At 47.7% G+C, this 14,029-nt stretch carries 14 protein-coding genes and 1 pseudogene; 8 read left to right on the top strand and 7 right to left on the bottom strand.

Going from position 1 to position 14,029, the window contains the following annotated elements; translation table 11 throughout:
• The first annotated feature begins 38 nt into the window (after positions 1-38).
• The gene (locus tag AB1I49_RS11390; protein ID WP_407721042.1) at positions 39-623 is read left to right on the top strand and encodes a YhgE/Pip family protein; all 585 of its coding nucleotides are present in this window, start codon (positions 39-41) and stop codon (positions 621-623) included.
• Positions 624-697: 74 nt separating this feature from the next.
• Here AB1I49_RS11390 and AB1I49_RS11385 read toward each other — a convergent pair whose 3' ends face one another.
• Positions 698-2,521, bottom strand: a complete 1,824-nt coding sequence (locus AB1I49_RS11385; RefSeq protein WP_407721041.1) for a fibronectin type III domain-containing protein — start codon at positions 2,519-2,521, stop codon at positions 698-700.
• Positions 2,522-2,727: 206 nt separating this feature from the next.
• Here AB1I49_RS11385 and AB1I49_RS11380 point away from each other — a divergent pair, with 206 nt between their 5' ends.
• A complete protein-coding gene (locus AB1I49_RS11380; protein WP_316613244.1) occupies positions 2,728-2,979 on the top strand; it encodes an aspartate dehydrogenase in 252 nt (83 codons plus the stop codon).
• A gap of 310 nt (positions 2,980-3,289) precedes the next feature.
• On the opposite strand, the gene AB1I49_RS11375 is transcribed toward AB1I49_RS11380, so the two are convergent.
• Positions 3,290-3,931, bottom strand: a complete 642-nt coding sequence (locus AB1I49_RS11375) for a reverse transcriptase domain-containing protein (protein ID WP_407721039.1) — start codon at positions 3,929-3,931, stop codon at positions 3,290-3,292.
• A gap of 53 nt (positions 3,932-3,984) precedes the next feature.
• Between AB1I49_RS11375 and AB1I49_RS11370 the strand changes: the two genes are divergently transcribed.
• Positions 3,985-4,962 carry a group II intron reverse transcriptase/maturase gene (locus AB1I49_RS11370; RefSeq protein WP_407721038.1) on the top strand — a complete coding sequence of 326 codons (978 nt, stop codon included), beginning with the start codon at positions 3,985-3,987 and terminating at the stop codon, positions 4,960-4,962.
• A 616-nt stretch (positions 4,963-5,578) separates the two neighbouring features.
• On the opposite strand, the gene AB1I49_RS11365 is transcribed toward AB1I49_RS11370, so the two are convergent.
• Positions 5,579-6,601: a hypothetical protein gene (locus AB1I49_RS11365; protein ID WP_407721037.1), complete on the bottom strand. Its 1,023-nt coding sequence runs from the start codon at positions 6,599-6,601 to the stop codon at positions 5,579-5,581.
• A complete protein-coding gene (locus tag AB1I49_RS11360) occupies positions 6,594-7,073 on the bottom strand; it encodes an RNA polymerase sigma factor (RefSeq protein WP_407721036.1) in 480 nt (159 codons plus the stop codon). The genes AB1I49_RS11365 and AB1I49_RS11360 overlap by 8 nt, the downstream gene beginning before the upstream one ends.
• 155 nt (positions 7,074-7,228) lie before the next feature.
• On the opposite strand from AB1I49_RS11360, the pseudogene AB1I49_RS11355 reads away from it, so the two are divergent.
• A pseudogene (locus AB1I49_RS11355) lies at positions 7,229-7,500 on the top strand (DUF6809 family protein).
• A 144-nt stretch (positions 7,501-7,644) separates the two neighbouring features.
• Here AB1I49_RS11355 and AB1I49_RS11350 read toward each other — a convergent pair.
• Positions 7,645-8,625 (bottom strand): DUF6076 domain-containing protein, encoded by a 981-nt coding sequence (locus AB1I49_RS11350; protein WP_316618808.1) that lies wholly within the window; start codon positions 8,623-8,625, stop codon positions 7,645-7,647.
• 355 nt (positions 8,626-8,980) lie between these two features.
• On the opposite strand from AB1I49_RS11350, the gene AB1I49_RS11345 reads away from it, so the two are divergent.
• The 3 genes from AB1I49_RS11345 (at position 8,981) to AB1I49_RS11335 (ending at position 11,331) form a co-directional block, all read left to right on the top strand.
• Positions 8,981-9,358: an AAA family ATPase gene (locus tag AB1I49_RS11345; RefSeq protein ID WP_407721035.1), complete on the top strand. Its 378-nt coding sequence runs from the start codon at positions 8,981-8,983 to the stop codon at positions 9,356-9,358.
• Positions 9,328-9,507 carry a hypothetical protein gene (locus AB1I49_RS11340; RefSeq protein ID WP_316608928.1) on the top strand — a complete coding sequence of 60 codons (180 nt, stop codon included), beginning with the start codon at positions 9,328-9,330 and terminating at the stop codon, positions 9,505-9,507. The genes AB1I49_RS11345 and AB1I49_RS11340 overlap by 31 nt, the downstream gene beginning before the upstream one ends.
• Positions 9,508-9,720: 213 nt before the next feature.
• Positions 9,721-11,331 carry a recombinase family protein gene (locus tag AB1I49_RS11335; protein WP_407721034.1) on the top strand — a complete coding sequence of 537 codons (1,611 nt, stop codon included), beginning with the start codon at positions 9,721-9,723 and terminating at the stop codon, positions 11,329-11,331.
• Between the two features lie 97 nt (positions 11,332-11,428).
• Here AB1I49_RS11335 and AB1I49_RS11330 read toward each other — a convergent pair whose 3' ends face one another.
• A complete protein-coding gene (locus AB1I49_RS11330; protein WP_316611328.1) occupies positions 11,429-12,052 on the bottom strand; it encodes a hypothetical protein in 624 nt (207 codons plus the stop codon).
• Positions 12,053-12,369: 317 nt separating this feature from the next.
• Between AB1I49_RS11330 and mgtE the strand changes: the two genes are divergently transcribed.
• Positions 12,370-13,737 (top strand): magnesium transporter, encoded by a 1,368-nt coding sequence (gene mgtE / locus AB1I49_RS11325; RefSeq protein ID WP_407721032.1) that lies wholly within the window; start codon positions 12,370-12,372, stop codon positions 13,735-13,737.
• On the opposite strand, the gene AB1I49_RS11320 is transcribed toward mgtE, so the two are convergent.
• Positions 13,718-13,927, bottom strand: a complete 210-nt coding sequence (locus AB1I49_RS11320) for a hypothetical protein (RefSeq protein WP_186833246.1) — start codon at positions 13,925-13,927, stop codon at positions 13,718-13,720. The two genes, mgtE and AB1I49_RS11320, sit on opposite strands and share 20 nt — an antisense overlap.
• Positions 13,928-14,029: the final 102 nt, after the last annotated feature.

Genomic DNA, 14,029 nt, shown 5'->3' with positions numbered 1-14,029 from the left:
AAGAGAAAAAACATAGTGCGGCGAGTTCGTCGCTCGCGTTGTGGGTCGGCGGCGTTGTTCTCGTAGCGGTTCTCAACGTTGACCTCACGGAACATGACCGTAAAAAGCTGGGTAAAGCAAATCCGGTGCAGCTTTTCTTCGGCAGATATTTGATATTCTTTGTTATTAGTCAGGTTCAGGGATTGATTATCGCGCTCGGCGATTTGTTCTTTCTGAAAACGCAGGCAGAAGATCCTGTCATGTTTATCATCTCCTGCTTGATTTCGAGCTTTGTTTATTCGCTGATAATCTATTCGCTGACAATTACCTTCAGCGTAATCGGAAAGGCGCTTGCGGTTATTATACTTATTATGCAGGTCGCAGGCTCGGGCGGCACCTTCCCGATAGAGGTGCTTCCGGGTCCGTTCAAGGCGATTGCGCCGTTTTTGCCGTTCAAATACGGTATCAACGCGCTGCGGGAAACCGTTGCCGGCATGGACCGGGGGAATTATTGGTATAATCTCGGTATGCTGCTGCTGTTCGTCGTACCGGCGCTGCTTCTCGGTCTCCTTCTCAGAAAGCCCTGCATTAAAATAATTGCCTTTTTCAATAAGAAGGTCGAGGAAAGTAATTTGGTAATATAACTGAATAAGCGCAAAAAGCGGCTGCCGCAGTACTGTAATACGCGGCAGCCGCTGATGATTTTATTATGTCAGGATCAGTCGCGGAGCTCCGCGAAGGGATATTCGCCGTAGCCGCACATACCGATCTGTCCGTCAGCCCACGCCTTTTCGCCGTTGACGTAGACAATGCACCACTGATGGGTCCAAAGACCCTCGTTTGCGTGCTTCCAGTCATAGCCGAGATAGTCGAGCAGCAGACCGAGCGCTCTGGTTGAGCCCGCGCAGGTATATTCGCCCTTTACAAATACACCGTAGGGAGTGGCGTAATCGGTGCCCTCTGAGGTGTAGGTGGCCTGCGAGCTGTAATGCGCTGCCGCGCTGGCGGCATACTGGATTTTTTCCTCATCGGTGGCGTCGGCGGGAATGTTGCTGATTATTTCCTTTGCCACTGCCGCCGCCTGCTTTTCCTTGTCTGTAAAGCCGGTTTCGGGGTTGATGTATTTAATCTTTTTGCCCGCTGTGATAAACGGACTTGTGTATTGTTTGCCGTCGGCTGAGATACAGCGAACGGTGTAGGTGTAGCTTCCGCCGTTTCTGACGTCCTTGTCGAGATAGGAGCAGTTTTCGGTATCTGCGAGCTTGACCCAGCTGCCGTTTTTGTTGAGGTAGAAAATACGGTATTTTTCTGCGCCGTCGATCTTATTCCAGCGGATGCTTACACCGCCGAGCTTGCTTTTTAGCGTGAAATCCGGCGCGGCGGTGTAGGTGACCGACTTGCCGTTTGCGTCGTAATCGCTGATGAAATTGCCGTTTCTGTCGATGCAGCGCACGGTGTAGGTGTAGCTCCTTCCGCTCTTTACGTCAGAGTCGGTGAAGGAGGTTGAGGTGACGTTCGCCAGTCCCGACCAGCTGCCCTTGCTGTTTTTGTAGAATACTCTGTAGCCATAGGCGCCCTTTGACGCGCTCCAGCTGATTTTAACGCCGTTTTCGGTGCTGCTGAGTCCCGTTATTTTGGGAACGGCTATGTATGTGCCCTTCACACCTGTTGTGTCGTAGCCCGAGGTGAAGCTGCCGTTCTTGTCGATACAGCGCACGGTGTAGGTGTAGGTGCTGCCGCTGTTTACCTCCTTGTCAACGTAGCTCGGAGAGGTGACGTTCGCCATGCCGCTCCAGCCGCCCTTGCCGTTTTTGTAAAAAACTCTGTAGCCGTAAGCGCCCTTTACGGGGTTCCAGCTGATTTTTACGCCGTCGCCGACGCTCCTTGCCGAGGTGATTTTCGGCGTGCCGAGGTAAACGGTTGTCCAGCCTGTTGTGTTGTACGGAGTGATAAAGTCGCCCGAGTCGCTGATGCCGCGGACGGTGTAGGTTTCGCTTCTGCCTGACTGAACCTTGGTGTCGGTAAAGCTCGTAGAGGTCGTGTTGCCGAGACCCGACCAGTTCCCAGCGGAGTTGCGGAAGAATACGCGGTATTTGCCGACGCCCTTGATGCGGTTCCAGCTCAGCTCAATTCCTTCGTTGGTATTGCGAAGGCTCCTCACGCTCGGGGCGAGAGGTTTGTAAACGACCGACCAGCCGCCCGGGTTGTAGTCGCTGTTGGGATTTCCATCGGCGTCGAGGGTGCGTATGGTGTAGGTTTCCGTCCTGCCTACAGTGACGCCGCCGTCGGTGTACGAGGTTTGAGCGGTATCCTTGAACCGGCGCCATTCGCCCGCCGAGTTTTTGTAGTACAGCCTGTAGCCCTTCGCTCCCGCCACAGGGTTCCATTTCATCAGAATGCCGTCCTCCGTGATCTGCAGGCCGGTGATCTGAGGAGTGCCAAGCGGTGCCGCGGCGTCAGCGGTGAGAGCGGCTGACGCTGAACAGACGATCAGACCCGACAGCAGCGCCGCGGTCAGCTTTGCCGCAAAGAATTTTTTCATAAATATACTTCCTTTCCTGAATTTAAAATAGTTTGTCCGGTTTTTATTATACTACTTCTTGCCCGGTTTGTCACTAATCCGAGCAAAGAAAATAAAAAAGTTTTCACTCGGCGGCAGCGTTTGGGCTTTATTGACAAACAGGGGCGAAGCAGATATAATATTGTTACAGAGTATGATATTGCTGCCCTGACGAGGGAGGTTTGATTATGAGAAAGCACGGTATTTTCGGTTCGGACAAGGCGCGCAAACGCCAAAGCGGACGGTTCGAGACCTCGCCCTTTGATCCGGAAACGCATTACGCGGTCATCCGTAGCTCGATCTGCACAGGGGAGAAGGTAGCGGGCTTCAGGGACAAAAGGGACGGACATTTTACAGAGGTTATGCTGATTCGCACGCCAAAGGACGAGCAGGAGTTCAGGGAAAGATACAACGTGGACACGCTCAAAACCGAGTATTGAAAAAATATGTAACCAAACGGAACCGCAGAGCATTTTGCGGTTCCGTTTTTGCGGTTCGCCCAGAATGGGCAGTAACTTGGTGGTGAAAGTCCACTACACGCTTGGCAGTAGGAAGTGTTAGCTGAGGGCAAGGGTGTCAGTTGTGAAGCGGAATCTGAAGTAAGCCTAAGGCAAACTCTCGGTCTGACGAACAGAAATCGCATATAAGGCATACGCGGGACGGACGAGTCTGCCGCACAAGACAAAGTCCCATACTGCCCGAACCCCGTGATGTAAATGCGGCAGATATATGAGAGGAAGGTTGCTGTTCTTAACTGGGGAGGTCTTGCAGCTGTGACAAAGGACAGAAGGATTGACACCCGTCAAACCCGTGCAGCAATGTACGGCTGGGCTGCAAGAAGTCAGCAGAGGTCATAGTACCGAAAAAAATTTTTTTCGGGAAGGACCGAACAATAGGAGTCTTGGAAACGAAGGAGGAAGAAGTAATGCAACCCTGTTCATAGTATTCCAGCGCCTTACTGATTGCCTGATGGGCACTGCGCTTCGGGCGAAATCCATAGCTGCTGTCGGAGAACAGCGGTTCATACATTGGTTGCAGAACCTGCACAATTGCCTGCTGTATCATGCGGTCGATGACCGTCGGTACGCCGAGCTTTCGCACTCCTCCGTCGGGCTTCGGTATTTCTACCCTTCGCACTGCCTGCGGCTTGTACCAGCCGTTTCTTAATGCGGTCAGTAACTCCTCGCGGTGTTCCTTTAGGTATGGCAGCATTCCGTCAACTGTCATTTCGTCAACGCCTGCCGAACCTCCGTTTCTCTTTACTTTCAGGTATGCCTTGTTCAGATTGTTTCTGTCAAGTATCCTTTCCAGTAAGTCCTCTGCACCGTCTCTTCTGTCCGTTTCGGTCAGAGCAATGCTGCACGCTTCCCTGCTACTCTCTGTTTCCATCATACTCTCACAGTGACAGCCGGCTTGCGCCGTTTTCTGTGGTCTTTCTGCAACCGATGTATGAACCGCTGTTCTCCGACAGCAGCTATGGATTTCGCCCGAAGCGCAGTGCCCATCAGGCAATCAGTAAGGCGTTGGAATACTATGAACAGGGTTACCGCTATGTAGTGGATTTAGACCTTGCAAAGTATTTCGACACCGTAAACCACGCGATTCTGATAGGTATGTTAAGAGAGCAAATCAAGGACGAGCGAGTTGTGAAGCTGATACACAAGTTCTTAAAGAGCGGTGTAATGGAACACGGCTTAGTAAGTCCGACAAGAGAAGGAACGCCGCAAGGCGGCAATCTCTCACCGCTACTGAGCAACATTTATCTCACAGCATTTGACCGACTGCTTGAAAGCAGAGGACACAAGTTTGTGAGATACGCCGACGACTGCAACATCTACGTCAAAAGCCGCAGAGCCGCCGAAAGAGTAATGGCAAGCTGCGTGAAGTTCTTGGAGGGTACATTGAAGCTGACGGTTAACCAAACGAAAAGTCAGGTTGGTTCTCCGCTCAAACTCAAATTCTTGGGCTTTTCATTGTACAAAACAGGACGGAAGGCAGGTATACGCCCACATCAAAAGAGTATTATGCGATTCAAGGACAAAATCCGAGAGCTGACCAGCCGCAAACAGGCGAGGTCGGTGGAGTTGATACTCAAACGCTTGAAGCGTTACACCACAGGTTGGCTTGGCTACTATTCCATAGCCGATATGGAAAGCCACATGAAACGCCTGACCGAATGGGTCAGGCGCAGAATACGGCAGATATATTGGAAACAATGGAAGAAAATCAAGACAAAACACGATAACCTCGTGCGGCTTGGAATCAATAATGCCAAGGCGTGGGAGTGGGCGAACAGCAGAAAAGCATATTGGCGCATAGCCGACAGCTATGTTCTGCACAGGTCATTAACAAACGAATACCTTGCGTCCGTCGGGTATGACGACATACTCAACAGATACAAGGTACTGCACTCAAACTATTGAACCGCCGTGTACCGAACGGTACGCACGGTGGTGTGAGAGGTCGGCTGCTCAACTAATGGGCAGCCTCCTACTCGATTTGTGGAGCATTGACAGAAAGGAAATTTTGTGATATGATATTATATAGAATAAATGAAAACATTATAAATTTCTTAAAATACTATTCAAAACAAGGAGGATGTTTGTGTTTAAGAAAACAATATGCGCAGCTTTAAGGGTCAGGTTTATTTTAGCAAACAATTCAGCCTTGTTGACGTTCATGATTATTACGAGAACAAAGGCATTTACACAGTAGAGCAGGTAAATGATAATACGCTTTTTGTTGATAGCAAGGATGGTTATTCATTCAGCGTGCAACTGACTAATTACAATGATTATGTTTTATTTTCCCTAACAGAGAGAAAAAGCTGACGAGCCTTGTTTCGCTCCGTGTTGCGCGAAAAAATTTGTGGAGGTACCTCGTCCAGCAAAGCCCACACAGCCGATTTGTCGCGGTTTGTGGGCGCAAAAAGCACCGCCTGACGTAGTGTCGGGCGGTGTCACTGCAAACAGGCAGCAAGCGATGCTGCCTACTGCCTGTTTGGAAGAGATATATCATATTCAAGAAATTAGCGTATCGTTAATCCTCAAAATCGAGAGACCATTCAAAATCGTTCAGCGATACATCATACTCCTGTATCGGTTTGTTTTCTTCCGTGTTCGCGTCATAAAGAACGACCTTTATATTGCGGCTGTTGGGAAAACCGTAGCTTCTGAGCATCATCATTCCGTTACCGCTGCGGTCACCGTTTTGAAGCGAGTTTGTCATGGCAATTTCATTGCCGTCCTCATTAAATATTTTTGCTTGGATATCTTTGCCGGCATTCATCATGTCTTTTGGCACATAATACTGCATTTCAATACCGCAGATATAATCACCTACCGCTCTATGTGGGTACTGTACAATGCTCTTGATAAACAGAATGTTATCACCGTTAAGAAGCGCTTCCTCGTTATCGGTATAGGCTCTAATTATACCTCCGTCTATTTTGAACGGTTCGATAATCTTTTTTACAAGTGTGTTATCACTGTATATTTCAAAGGACGGAATGGTCATTTCCAGTCGCGCGGCGCTTGAAGGCTCGTCTATCTCTATTTCAATAACGCCTTTGAACAGTTTACCGCTTTTTGTCAGAATAATATCTTTTGTTTTCAATTTCGCTGCTCTGCCGTTTACGGTAAATGAGGAGCCGTCACCTTCTGAAAAGGAATAACGCAGGGTATCGGGAGCCGAATCAGAATCAATGTATTCACCGAAAAGCGCGATATACATGGTTTTTCCGTTTGAATAAGCGTTCTCGATCGCCACTGCCAAGCCGTCATGAGCAATCAGAGCGTCGTTGCCTGTCGCGGTGCTTCCGACTTTTGAAATCGTATCATATGATGGCAATAATCTTTCCGAAACACAATCGGGATCCATTGAACGGAACAGAAATACAGAAAAAATGCCAATAACCAGAGCTGCGGCGCTTGCCGAAGCGATTACCGCGATTTTGTTTACCGTTCTGCGCGGCTTTGCTGATTTGGACACTGTGATAATCCGTTCTGCTGCATAATTGTCGATATCGACTTTATTGTAAAAATTTATTATTTGCTTATTCATCGTTATCCTCCTTTAAGCGCTCTTTTAACTGCTTTCTGGCACGGGATAAAATCATATTGACCGATGCGGTTGTTTTTGAAAGCATTTTTGCGATTTCTTCTGCTTTATATCCCTCGTAGTAAAATAGATATAAAACTGTGCTGTAGGTGGGGTTCAGCTTCATCAGCTCAATAGAGAAATCTCGCTGCTCGGTTTCGTCTGAGTAAAGCTCGTTTGCCACTTTTTCAATATCAATTGTAGAGTGCTTTTTATTATTGCTTAATATGCGCTTGCTCTCGTTGATCGTTACACGAATCAGCCACGCCTTGATATGTTCTTCACTTTTAAAGTTTTTCCTACAATGATACAGCCTGATAAAAACATTCTGAACAGAATCCTTGCTGTCTTCTTTATTTTTCAGATAGTTAAACGCAACCCGGTAAAGCATACTGATATAGCGCTTAACCGTGCTTTCAAATTCAAGGTCAGTCATATTATCCTCCTTGCCGCTTACTCGAAAGGTCCTTTCACTAATAATACCACGGAAAGCGGAGAAACCTATCACTAATTGTTAAAAGTTTTGAAAAAAGCTCTGGACTCTTATCCCTTTCTGTGGTATGTTGTTGTGCTTGAAAGGACTGTGAGAAAATGACCACACTCGAAAATCTCTATTATGGCAATATAGCTCCGCACGAATATGAAGTGGTGCGCGGCAGTGAGTACGACATTACCACAAAGCTGGTGATTCATCACGAGCAGGAATTATCGGCTATGCTGACGGAGCGGCAGAACGCCATACTCCAAAAATCAAAGACAACCACACAGAGTTGATGAACCTCGGCGAGCGCGACGCGTTTTGTCGAGGTTTCTCTTTGGCTGTCAGACTAATGGTTGAAGCGATGAGCAGCGAGAAAACCTGACGCGCCCTGTTTTGCCCCGTGTCGCGCAAATAAAAAGTTCGGAAATGTACCCGACCTTGCCCAACAAAGCCCACACAGCCGATTTGTCGCGGTTTGTGGGCGAAGAAAAGCACCGCCTGACGTAGTGCCGAGCGGTGCTGCTGTTTAGTCCAGTTCGTGGACAATATCCAAGAAATCATCGTCAGAGATTTCCTCGTTCAGCCACTGCTTCTTTGCCAGTTGTGCTCTTTCGAGCCAGCTGAAATAATCGTCCCATTTCAGCCGTATGTCTTTGACGTAGTGCTCTGCTGTACGTTTAGCGCGCTGATAGTTTCGTTCAACAGCCTTGTCATAATCTTCAAAGCCAAACAGCGTCGATTGTAACTCGACGCGGTTCTTGGGACCAATCTCACTGCACTTTTTGTTGCTGTCAGGCTGAATCCTGTCACAGTAGAGAGTTTTCTTCTTCGTCTTGGCAACAAACAGCTCACCGCAGTTTTGGCACAGACAGATATTCGGATTCAACTGAATCAGATTCAGCAGAAGGAAGTTGAGATAATTCGCTGCTGAATCAAAAACGTAGCATTTTGTCAAGCTTAAATTATCTTCTGTCTGCTTTTTCTTGTTGATATAGTAGGTTTTGCTGTAACTGTGGTCTAAAAGCTGTTTATCAATCTCCAATATTCTTTTCGGCCTTTCTTCGAGCGTACAAGGTAACTCCGCATAAATATTTGTCAGCACCTTTGCGTTTTGAAACGCTATACCGAAATCATGATATATTTTTCTCTGCAAGGCAATCGCTTCTTCATACCCTCTCCTGTCATCGGGAGAGGGTTTTACTATTTTAGAGAGTTCCGCGTCAAGCAGCAGACCCAGAATTGAATTAATAGACCTAACGATTGTTGCAACTTGTCGGTTCTGTGTAAAGATTCGTTCTGCTCGTATATGTGAGTAACGCTTTTCAAACAAAGGCTCCCGATTCACATAACTTAGCGCAATCTGCATCGCGTCACTATCAGTGCTGATCAGCGAAATCAATTCATTTGCATAGCTGTTTGAGTATAGCTTCTTAAATTTCTCTCCGCCACAATAAAGCAAACCAAATTTTAGTTTTCCTGCCGGAACAAGGTATAACCCTTTTTTCATAATCAAAATAACCGCTTCCAATCTGGCTGTCAGGGATGGAACTTTGCAAAAATCGCAAGTTTCATCGCTGATATATTTATCCGTAAAAATCAGTTAAAATTATATCATGATAATTATCAAAAGCCAATAGCTAATGGCAAGACAATTGAATAATCCTATCCGAGCGAGAGATACATCCAGAGCCGTAGTTATGCGATGACCGGAAGCGAGCGAACACTTAGTACCGCGCCATGACCTCGAAAGAGCGAGCGAGAAACGGGCTATAAGCGGCGAAGGATGACAACGTGCGAAAAGCCACGCACAGGAACTGTAGCCGGATAGGATACCGAATTTTAAGAAAGGAATTTTTACAAGAATGGTAAAAAACAAACTTGCCGTCATTGACGGCGAAACATTAATGGATATGCGATTAGCGCCTATCCGCTATTGCATTGAGGGACTTCTGCCGCAGGGCGTCGCTATGATAAGCGGCGCACCGAAAATCGGCAAGTCATGGATGATGTTGGACTGGACAGTCCGCATAGCAAAAGGAGATTATGTCTGGAATTTCAAAACCACGAAAGGTACAACGCTCTATCTTTGTTTGGAGGACAACTGGAACCGTGTGCAGAGCAGGCTGTTTGAAGTAACGGATGAAGCACCGAGCAACGCCTACTTCGCAATCTCGTCTTGTACATTGTCCGACGGTCTTGAAAGGACTCTATGGACAAAGAATTCAGCACGATTACTCTGAATAACGAAACAGATTTTTACAGAAGGAATCTATTCAGCTCCACTACCATGACGGTCAACGGCGCGACTTACGAGATTATTTCTGTAAACCCTACAGATGACGCTCCCACCGTCAGTGACACCATCAAATATTTAATCAGCGGAAAATAGCAACGTGTACCCGTAGGGCACTTACGTTGCATCCAAATCCGCCTTTGGAAAACTGAGATATATAAACTAAGTTTCTGCAACGGCGGGTCAAAAGTTTTATTGCAAATAAAATGCCAAAATCTCTGGACATTCAAGCCGAGTTGGGGTATCCTGTTGCTGTATCCTATTCGGTTTGAATTTCATAGTGGCTGCATTCGGAAAGGAAGGTTCAAATTGTTAAACACAAATTCAAACCAATTGATTACCGCTCTCTACTGCCGACTCTCACAAGAGGACGAGCGCGAGGGCGAATCAAATAGCATATCCAATCAAAAAATCATTACAAAAAAGTTCGCGGACGATAATAATCTTCACAACTGCAAGTACTATGTTGATGATGGTTACTCCGGCGCAAACTTCAACCGACCCGGTTACAAGCAGATGATGGATGACGTTTACGCGGGCAAGGTCGGAACAGTTATCGTCAAAGACCAATCCCGTCTCGGCAGAGAATACCTCCAGACAGGTATGCTGATGGAGATTACCTTCCCGCAATATGACGTGCGCTTTATCGCAATCAACGACGGCGTTGACAGCCTTTATGGTGAAAGCGATTTCTCCGGCATCAAGAATTATTTCAATGATTTCTATGCCAGAGATACGAGCAAAAAGATAAGGGCTGTCATTCGTTCAAAAGGTGAGCGTGGCGAAAGAATCAGCACGACGGTGCCATACGGATATATGCGAAGCCCCGACAATCCAAAGGAATGGATTCCCGAACCCGAAACCGCGCCGATTGTAAAAGAAATCTTCGATTTATATGCAAGCGGAATCGGAATCAGAAGAATTTGTAATCAGCTTGCGGAGCGAGAAGTGATTTGTCCGAGCGTTTATGCTTTCAAGAAAACCGGTAATAGGAGCGGACACCCTGACTTAAACAATCCCTATCACTGGATTCAATCTACCGTCAGAGATATGCTATCTAACAGATTTTACGTTGGCGATACCGTCAACTTCAAGACGTATTCCAAGTCAAATAAGCTGAAAAAACGCATAAACAACTCGCCGGAGAATATCCTGATTTTTGAAAACACGCACGAAGCTATCGTTGACAGAAAAGTCTTTGACCTGGTTCAAAAGCACTTTGAGGGAAGAAAGCGCCCTGATATTAAAGGAGAGATAGACAAGTATTCCAGTTATCTTTACTGCGGAGACTGCGGTAAAAGGCTGTATCTTCACCGTTCAAAATCATTTCCGGTGGAGAAGAACTTCTATCAGTGCGGCGGATATCAATGCGGCACAGTGAAATGCACGGTTCATAACATCAAAGAGCAGGTACTTGACACAATCGTCCTCGCGCAGTTAAAATCCATGATAGCGTTAGCGAGCAACTACAGTGATGAGTTTTATGCTATGGCAACCGAGAAAGGCAAAGCCGAAGCAAAGAAGTATTATGCTTCGGCAGAAAAAGAAAGAACTCAGCTGACCACAAGACTTCACGAGCTTGACAACATCATCCGTTGCTTATACGAGGACAGAGTCGTCGGACGTATCACGCCGGAACGCTACGATTTCCTAGCGTCAGGCTACGAGGAAGAACAGGCGCAGATTCGTATTAAGCTGAATGAACTCAACGAGAAAATCAATGAGATTGATTTGCAGGAGAAATACGTCAAGGATTTCATTGCAAAGGCGAAAGAGTACATTGACATTGAAAAACTCACTCCCGAAATCCTCCGTGCCTTCATCAAGCGAATCGATGTCTACGAAAAGGAAGTTAGATACTCTCGCACCTGCGGCAACACAATCGTCATCCAATACACATTTCAGATAGACAAAAACTAAACAGAAAAATACCCTGAAGGCGATTAAAACCTTCAGGGTATCTAAGCCACCTATTTTTCCGTTAAGAATATCACCCTGAGCCTCTCCGTTTGATTTATTAATCCTCGTCGAGCAGTCTGTTGACGCGCTCGTCAAGCTCCTTGTCCATGTCAGCGGTGTAGCGGCTGTAGAAATCGTCGTCACTGTCCTTCTGTGCAGCGCGTGAAGGCTGCGCGTAGCGACTGCCTGTGCTTTGCTGAGGACGGCGGGGTCTTTCTGTTCGTGTGCGCTGAGGCGCGCTGCCGCTCTCGCTGTGAAGCTCACGCTCGCGTTCGTCGCGGCGCTTTGCCTGCAAAAGAAGCTCTTCGGCAGCCTGCTTTTCCTTCTTCTCGCGCTTGCGTCTTTCGTCACCGAAAGCGAGATCGCCGAGAAACAGTCCGAAAATACCCGCGATAAGGTAAACGACCAGTAGAATGATGTTTGTGAAGTTCGTGAAACCGCCCGCGTAAATCATCATCGTGAACAGGAACGCGATAGGCGCGATAAGCGCGAAGAGAAAGTCGAGTCCGTGCTTTGAGCAGTAGAACGCGGAGCACGCGACCTGTGTTACCAGAAAGATAAAGTAATACGCTACAGCGGAGAAATTGTTAAGCCCCGGAATCAGAAAAATCAGCGGAACCAGAAGGTAAACGCCGAAGATAATAAGCGCGAAGGGCAGATATTTTTTAATCATACCGTTCATGAGTTACCCCCAAATTATTTGATACAATATTATTATACATTATTTTTTATAAAAATCAAGACGCTTGAAAATTTCGTTGACTTTAGGTACAAAATAGACTAAAATAATAAAGGATACTGATTTGTGAGGTGAAATTTGAATGGACGCAGACGGAAATACAGGCGCTGTTCCGCGACGAAGCATTTGTGAACGCGGTTGCGGCGTTCATTCGGTCAATATTTGGTAAACAATGGCAACAGACCCTGTAGCTATTGTTTACCAAATACGCTTTGTTCAGAACACGTCTTTCCACGACGCAGATTTGAGGAGGAAAGACAATGATTCAGGTGAACGTAACCCTTACGGAAACCATCAAGGTGCTGCTCGAGGAGAAGAAGTACAGCACCCTCAGGGATATCCTGACCACAATGAAGCCTTTCGACATCGCGGCGGTGTTCGAGGAGCTGCAGGACGAGAAAACCCCGATTCTATTCCGCATTCTTCCAAAGGAACTGGCGGCGGAAACCTTCGTCGAGATGGACGAGGACACTCAGGAGTTCCTGATTCACGGCTTCAGTGACAACGAGCTGAAGGAGGTCGTTGACGAGCTGTTTGTCGACGACGCGGTTGACCTTATCGAGGAGATGCCCGCGAACGTCGTCAAGCGTATTCTCAGACAGGCTGACAAGGAGACAAGGCGGCAGATAAACGAGCTGCTAAAGTATCCCGAGGACAGCGCAGGCTCGATCATGACGACAGAGTTCATTTCGCTGCGGCCGGATATGACCGCCGAAATGGCTATCAAGCGAATCCGCCGCACGGGTGTCGACAAGGAAACTATCTACACCTGCTATGTAAACGACGACTACAACCGCCTTATCGGAATCACCACCGTCAAGGATCTGCTCTTGGCGGACGATGACGATCTTGTCAAGGACATGATGGAGGAGAACGTGATCTCCGTCCACACCCTCGACGACCAGGAGATGGTCGCGAGGATATTCTCGGACTACGATTTTCTGGCGCTGCCTGTTGTCGACAACGAGCAGCGTATCGTCGGCATCGTAACCATCGACGACGCGATCGATGTTATCCGCGAAGAGGCGACCGAGGATATCGAGAAGATGGCGGCGGTTCTGCCGTCCGACAAGCCCTACATGCGCACAAGCGTATGGGGTATCTACAAAAAGCGCGTGCCGTGGCTGCTCGTGCTCATGCTCTCGGCGACCTTCACGAGTACGATCATCTCGGCGTTTGACGGAATGCTCGCGAGCGTTATTATCCTCTCGTCATTCATTCCGATGATCACGGGTTCCGGCGGTAATGCGGGCTCTCAGGCGTCGGTTTCGGTTATCAGAGCCTTGTCGCTCGGCGAGATAGAGTTCAAGAGCATGTTCAAGGTGCTCTGGAAGGAGCTGCGCGTCGCGGCTCTCTGCGGCCTTACGCTTGCCGCGGCGAATTTCGTGAAGCTGATGGTCTTTGACCTGCGCGGCAACGAGAATTCGGTCGTCATTGCGCTTGTCGTATCTCTGACACTGGTAGGCACTATTATTATGGCGAAGATCGTCGGCTCAAGCCTGCCGCTTCTGTCGAGCAAGATCGGACTCGACCCTGCGGTAATGGCGAATCCGCTGATTTCAACGGTCTGCGACTCTCTGTCTCTGCTGATTTATTTCGGCGTGGCTTCTACGCTGCTCGAGCTGTAATACAAAAAATAATTGCCGCGGAGTGAATTCTCCGCGGCTTTCTCATGCGCAGCTGTTTGCGCTTTTCATATTCACGCATACGGCGTTTCTTCGCGTATACGGCGGATTTCTTCTGCTTGCCGAACACAATCTCCTGAGCCGAATCGCGCACCGCGTGAATCACAAATACAAACAAACAAAAATTTACCATTTTACCTTCCTCCTCGTTTTTCCTGTACTTTAATTTTAAACGAGAAGGTGTCCAATAAACTTCCCTATGCGCACCTGAAGACGCTTTTTTCGCACAAAAATT

The sequence above is a fragment of the Ruminococcus sp. NATIVEDY160 genome (genome assembly GCF_045819885.1).
In the GTDB taxonomy this organism is placed as follows: domain Bacteria; phylum Bacillota; class Clostridia; order Oscillospirales; family Acutalibacteraceae; genus Ruminococcoides.
Note: the sequence above shows the minus strand (reverse complement) of the source record. Positions and strands in the feature narration are given on the sequence as shown.

What these genes read in the sequence shown, in the direction of transcription:
- AB1I49_RS11330 (WP_316611328.1), bottom strand. Translation starts at nt 12,052, where the DNA reads ATGAACGGTATGATTAAAAAATATCTGCCCTTCGCGCTTATTATCTTC.
- AB1I49_RS11340 (WP_316608928.1), top strand. Translation starts at nt 9,328, where the DNA reads ATGGACAAAGAATTCAGCACGATTACTCTGAATAACGAAACAGATTTT.
- AB1I49_RS11370 (WP_407721038.1), top strand. Translation starts at nt 3,985, where the DNA reads ATGTATGAACCGCTGTTCTCCGACAGCAGCTATGGATTTCGCCCGAAG.
- AB1I49_RS11375 (WP_407721039.1), bottom strand. Translation starts at nt 3,931, where the DNA reads ATGATGGAAACAGAGAGTAGCAGGGAAGCGTGCAGCATTGCTCTGACC.
- AB1I49_RS11345 (WP_407721035.1), top strand. Translation starts at nt 8,981, where the DNA reads ATGGTAAAAAACAAACTTGCCGTCATTGACGGCGAAACATTAATGGAT.
- AB1I49_RS11350 (WP_316618808.1), bottom strand. Translation starts at nt 8,625, where the DNA reads ATGAAAAAAGGGTTATACCTTGTTCCGGCAGGAAAACTAAAATTTGGT.
- AB1I49_RS11320 (WP_186833246.1), bottom strand. Translation starts at nt 13,927, where the DNA reads ATGGTAAATTTTTGTTTGTTTGTATTTGTGATTCACGCGGTGCGCGAT.
- AB1I49_RS11385 (WP_407721041.1), bottom strand. Translation starts at nt 2,521, where the DNA reads ATGAAAAAATTCTTTGCGGCAAAGCTGACCGCGGCGCTGCTGTCGGGT.
- AB1I49_RS11360 (WP_407721036.1), bottom strand. Translation starts at nt 7,073, where the DNA reads ATGACTGACCTTGAATTTGAAAGCACGGTTAAGCGCTATATCAGTATG.
- mgtE (WP_407721032.1), top strand. Translation starts at nt 12,370, where the DNA reads ATGATTCAGGTGAACGTAACCCTTACGGAAACCATCAAGGTGCTGCTC.
- AB1I49_RS11380 (WP_316613244.1), top strand. Translation starts at nt 2,728, where the DNA reads ATGAGAAAGCACGGTATTTTCGGTTCGGACAAGGCGCGCAAACGCCAA.
- AB1I49_RS11365 (WP_407721037.1), bottom strand. Translation starts at nt 6,601, where the DNA reads ATGAATAAGCAAATAATAAATTTTTACAATAAAGTCGATATCGACAAT.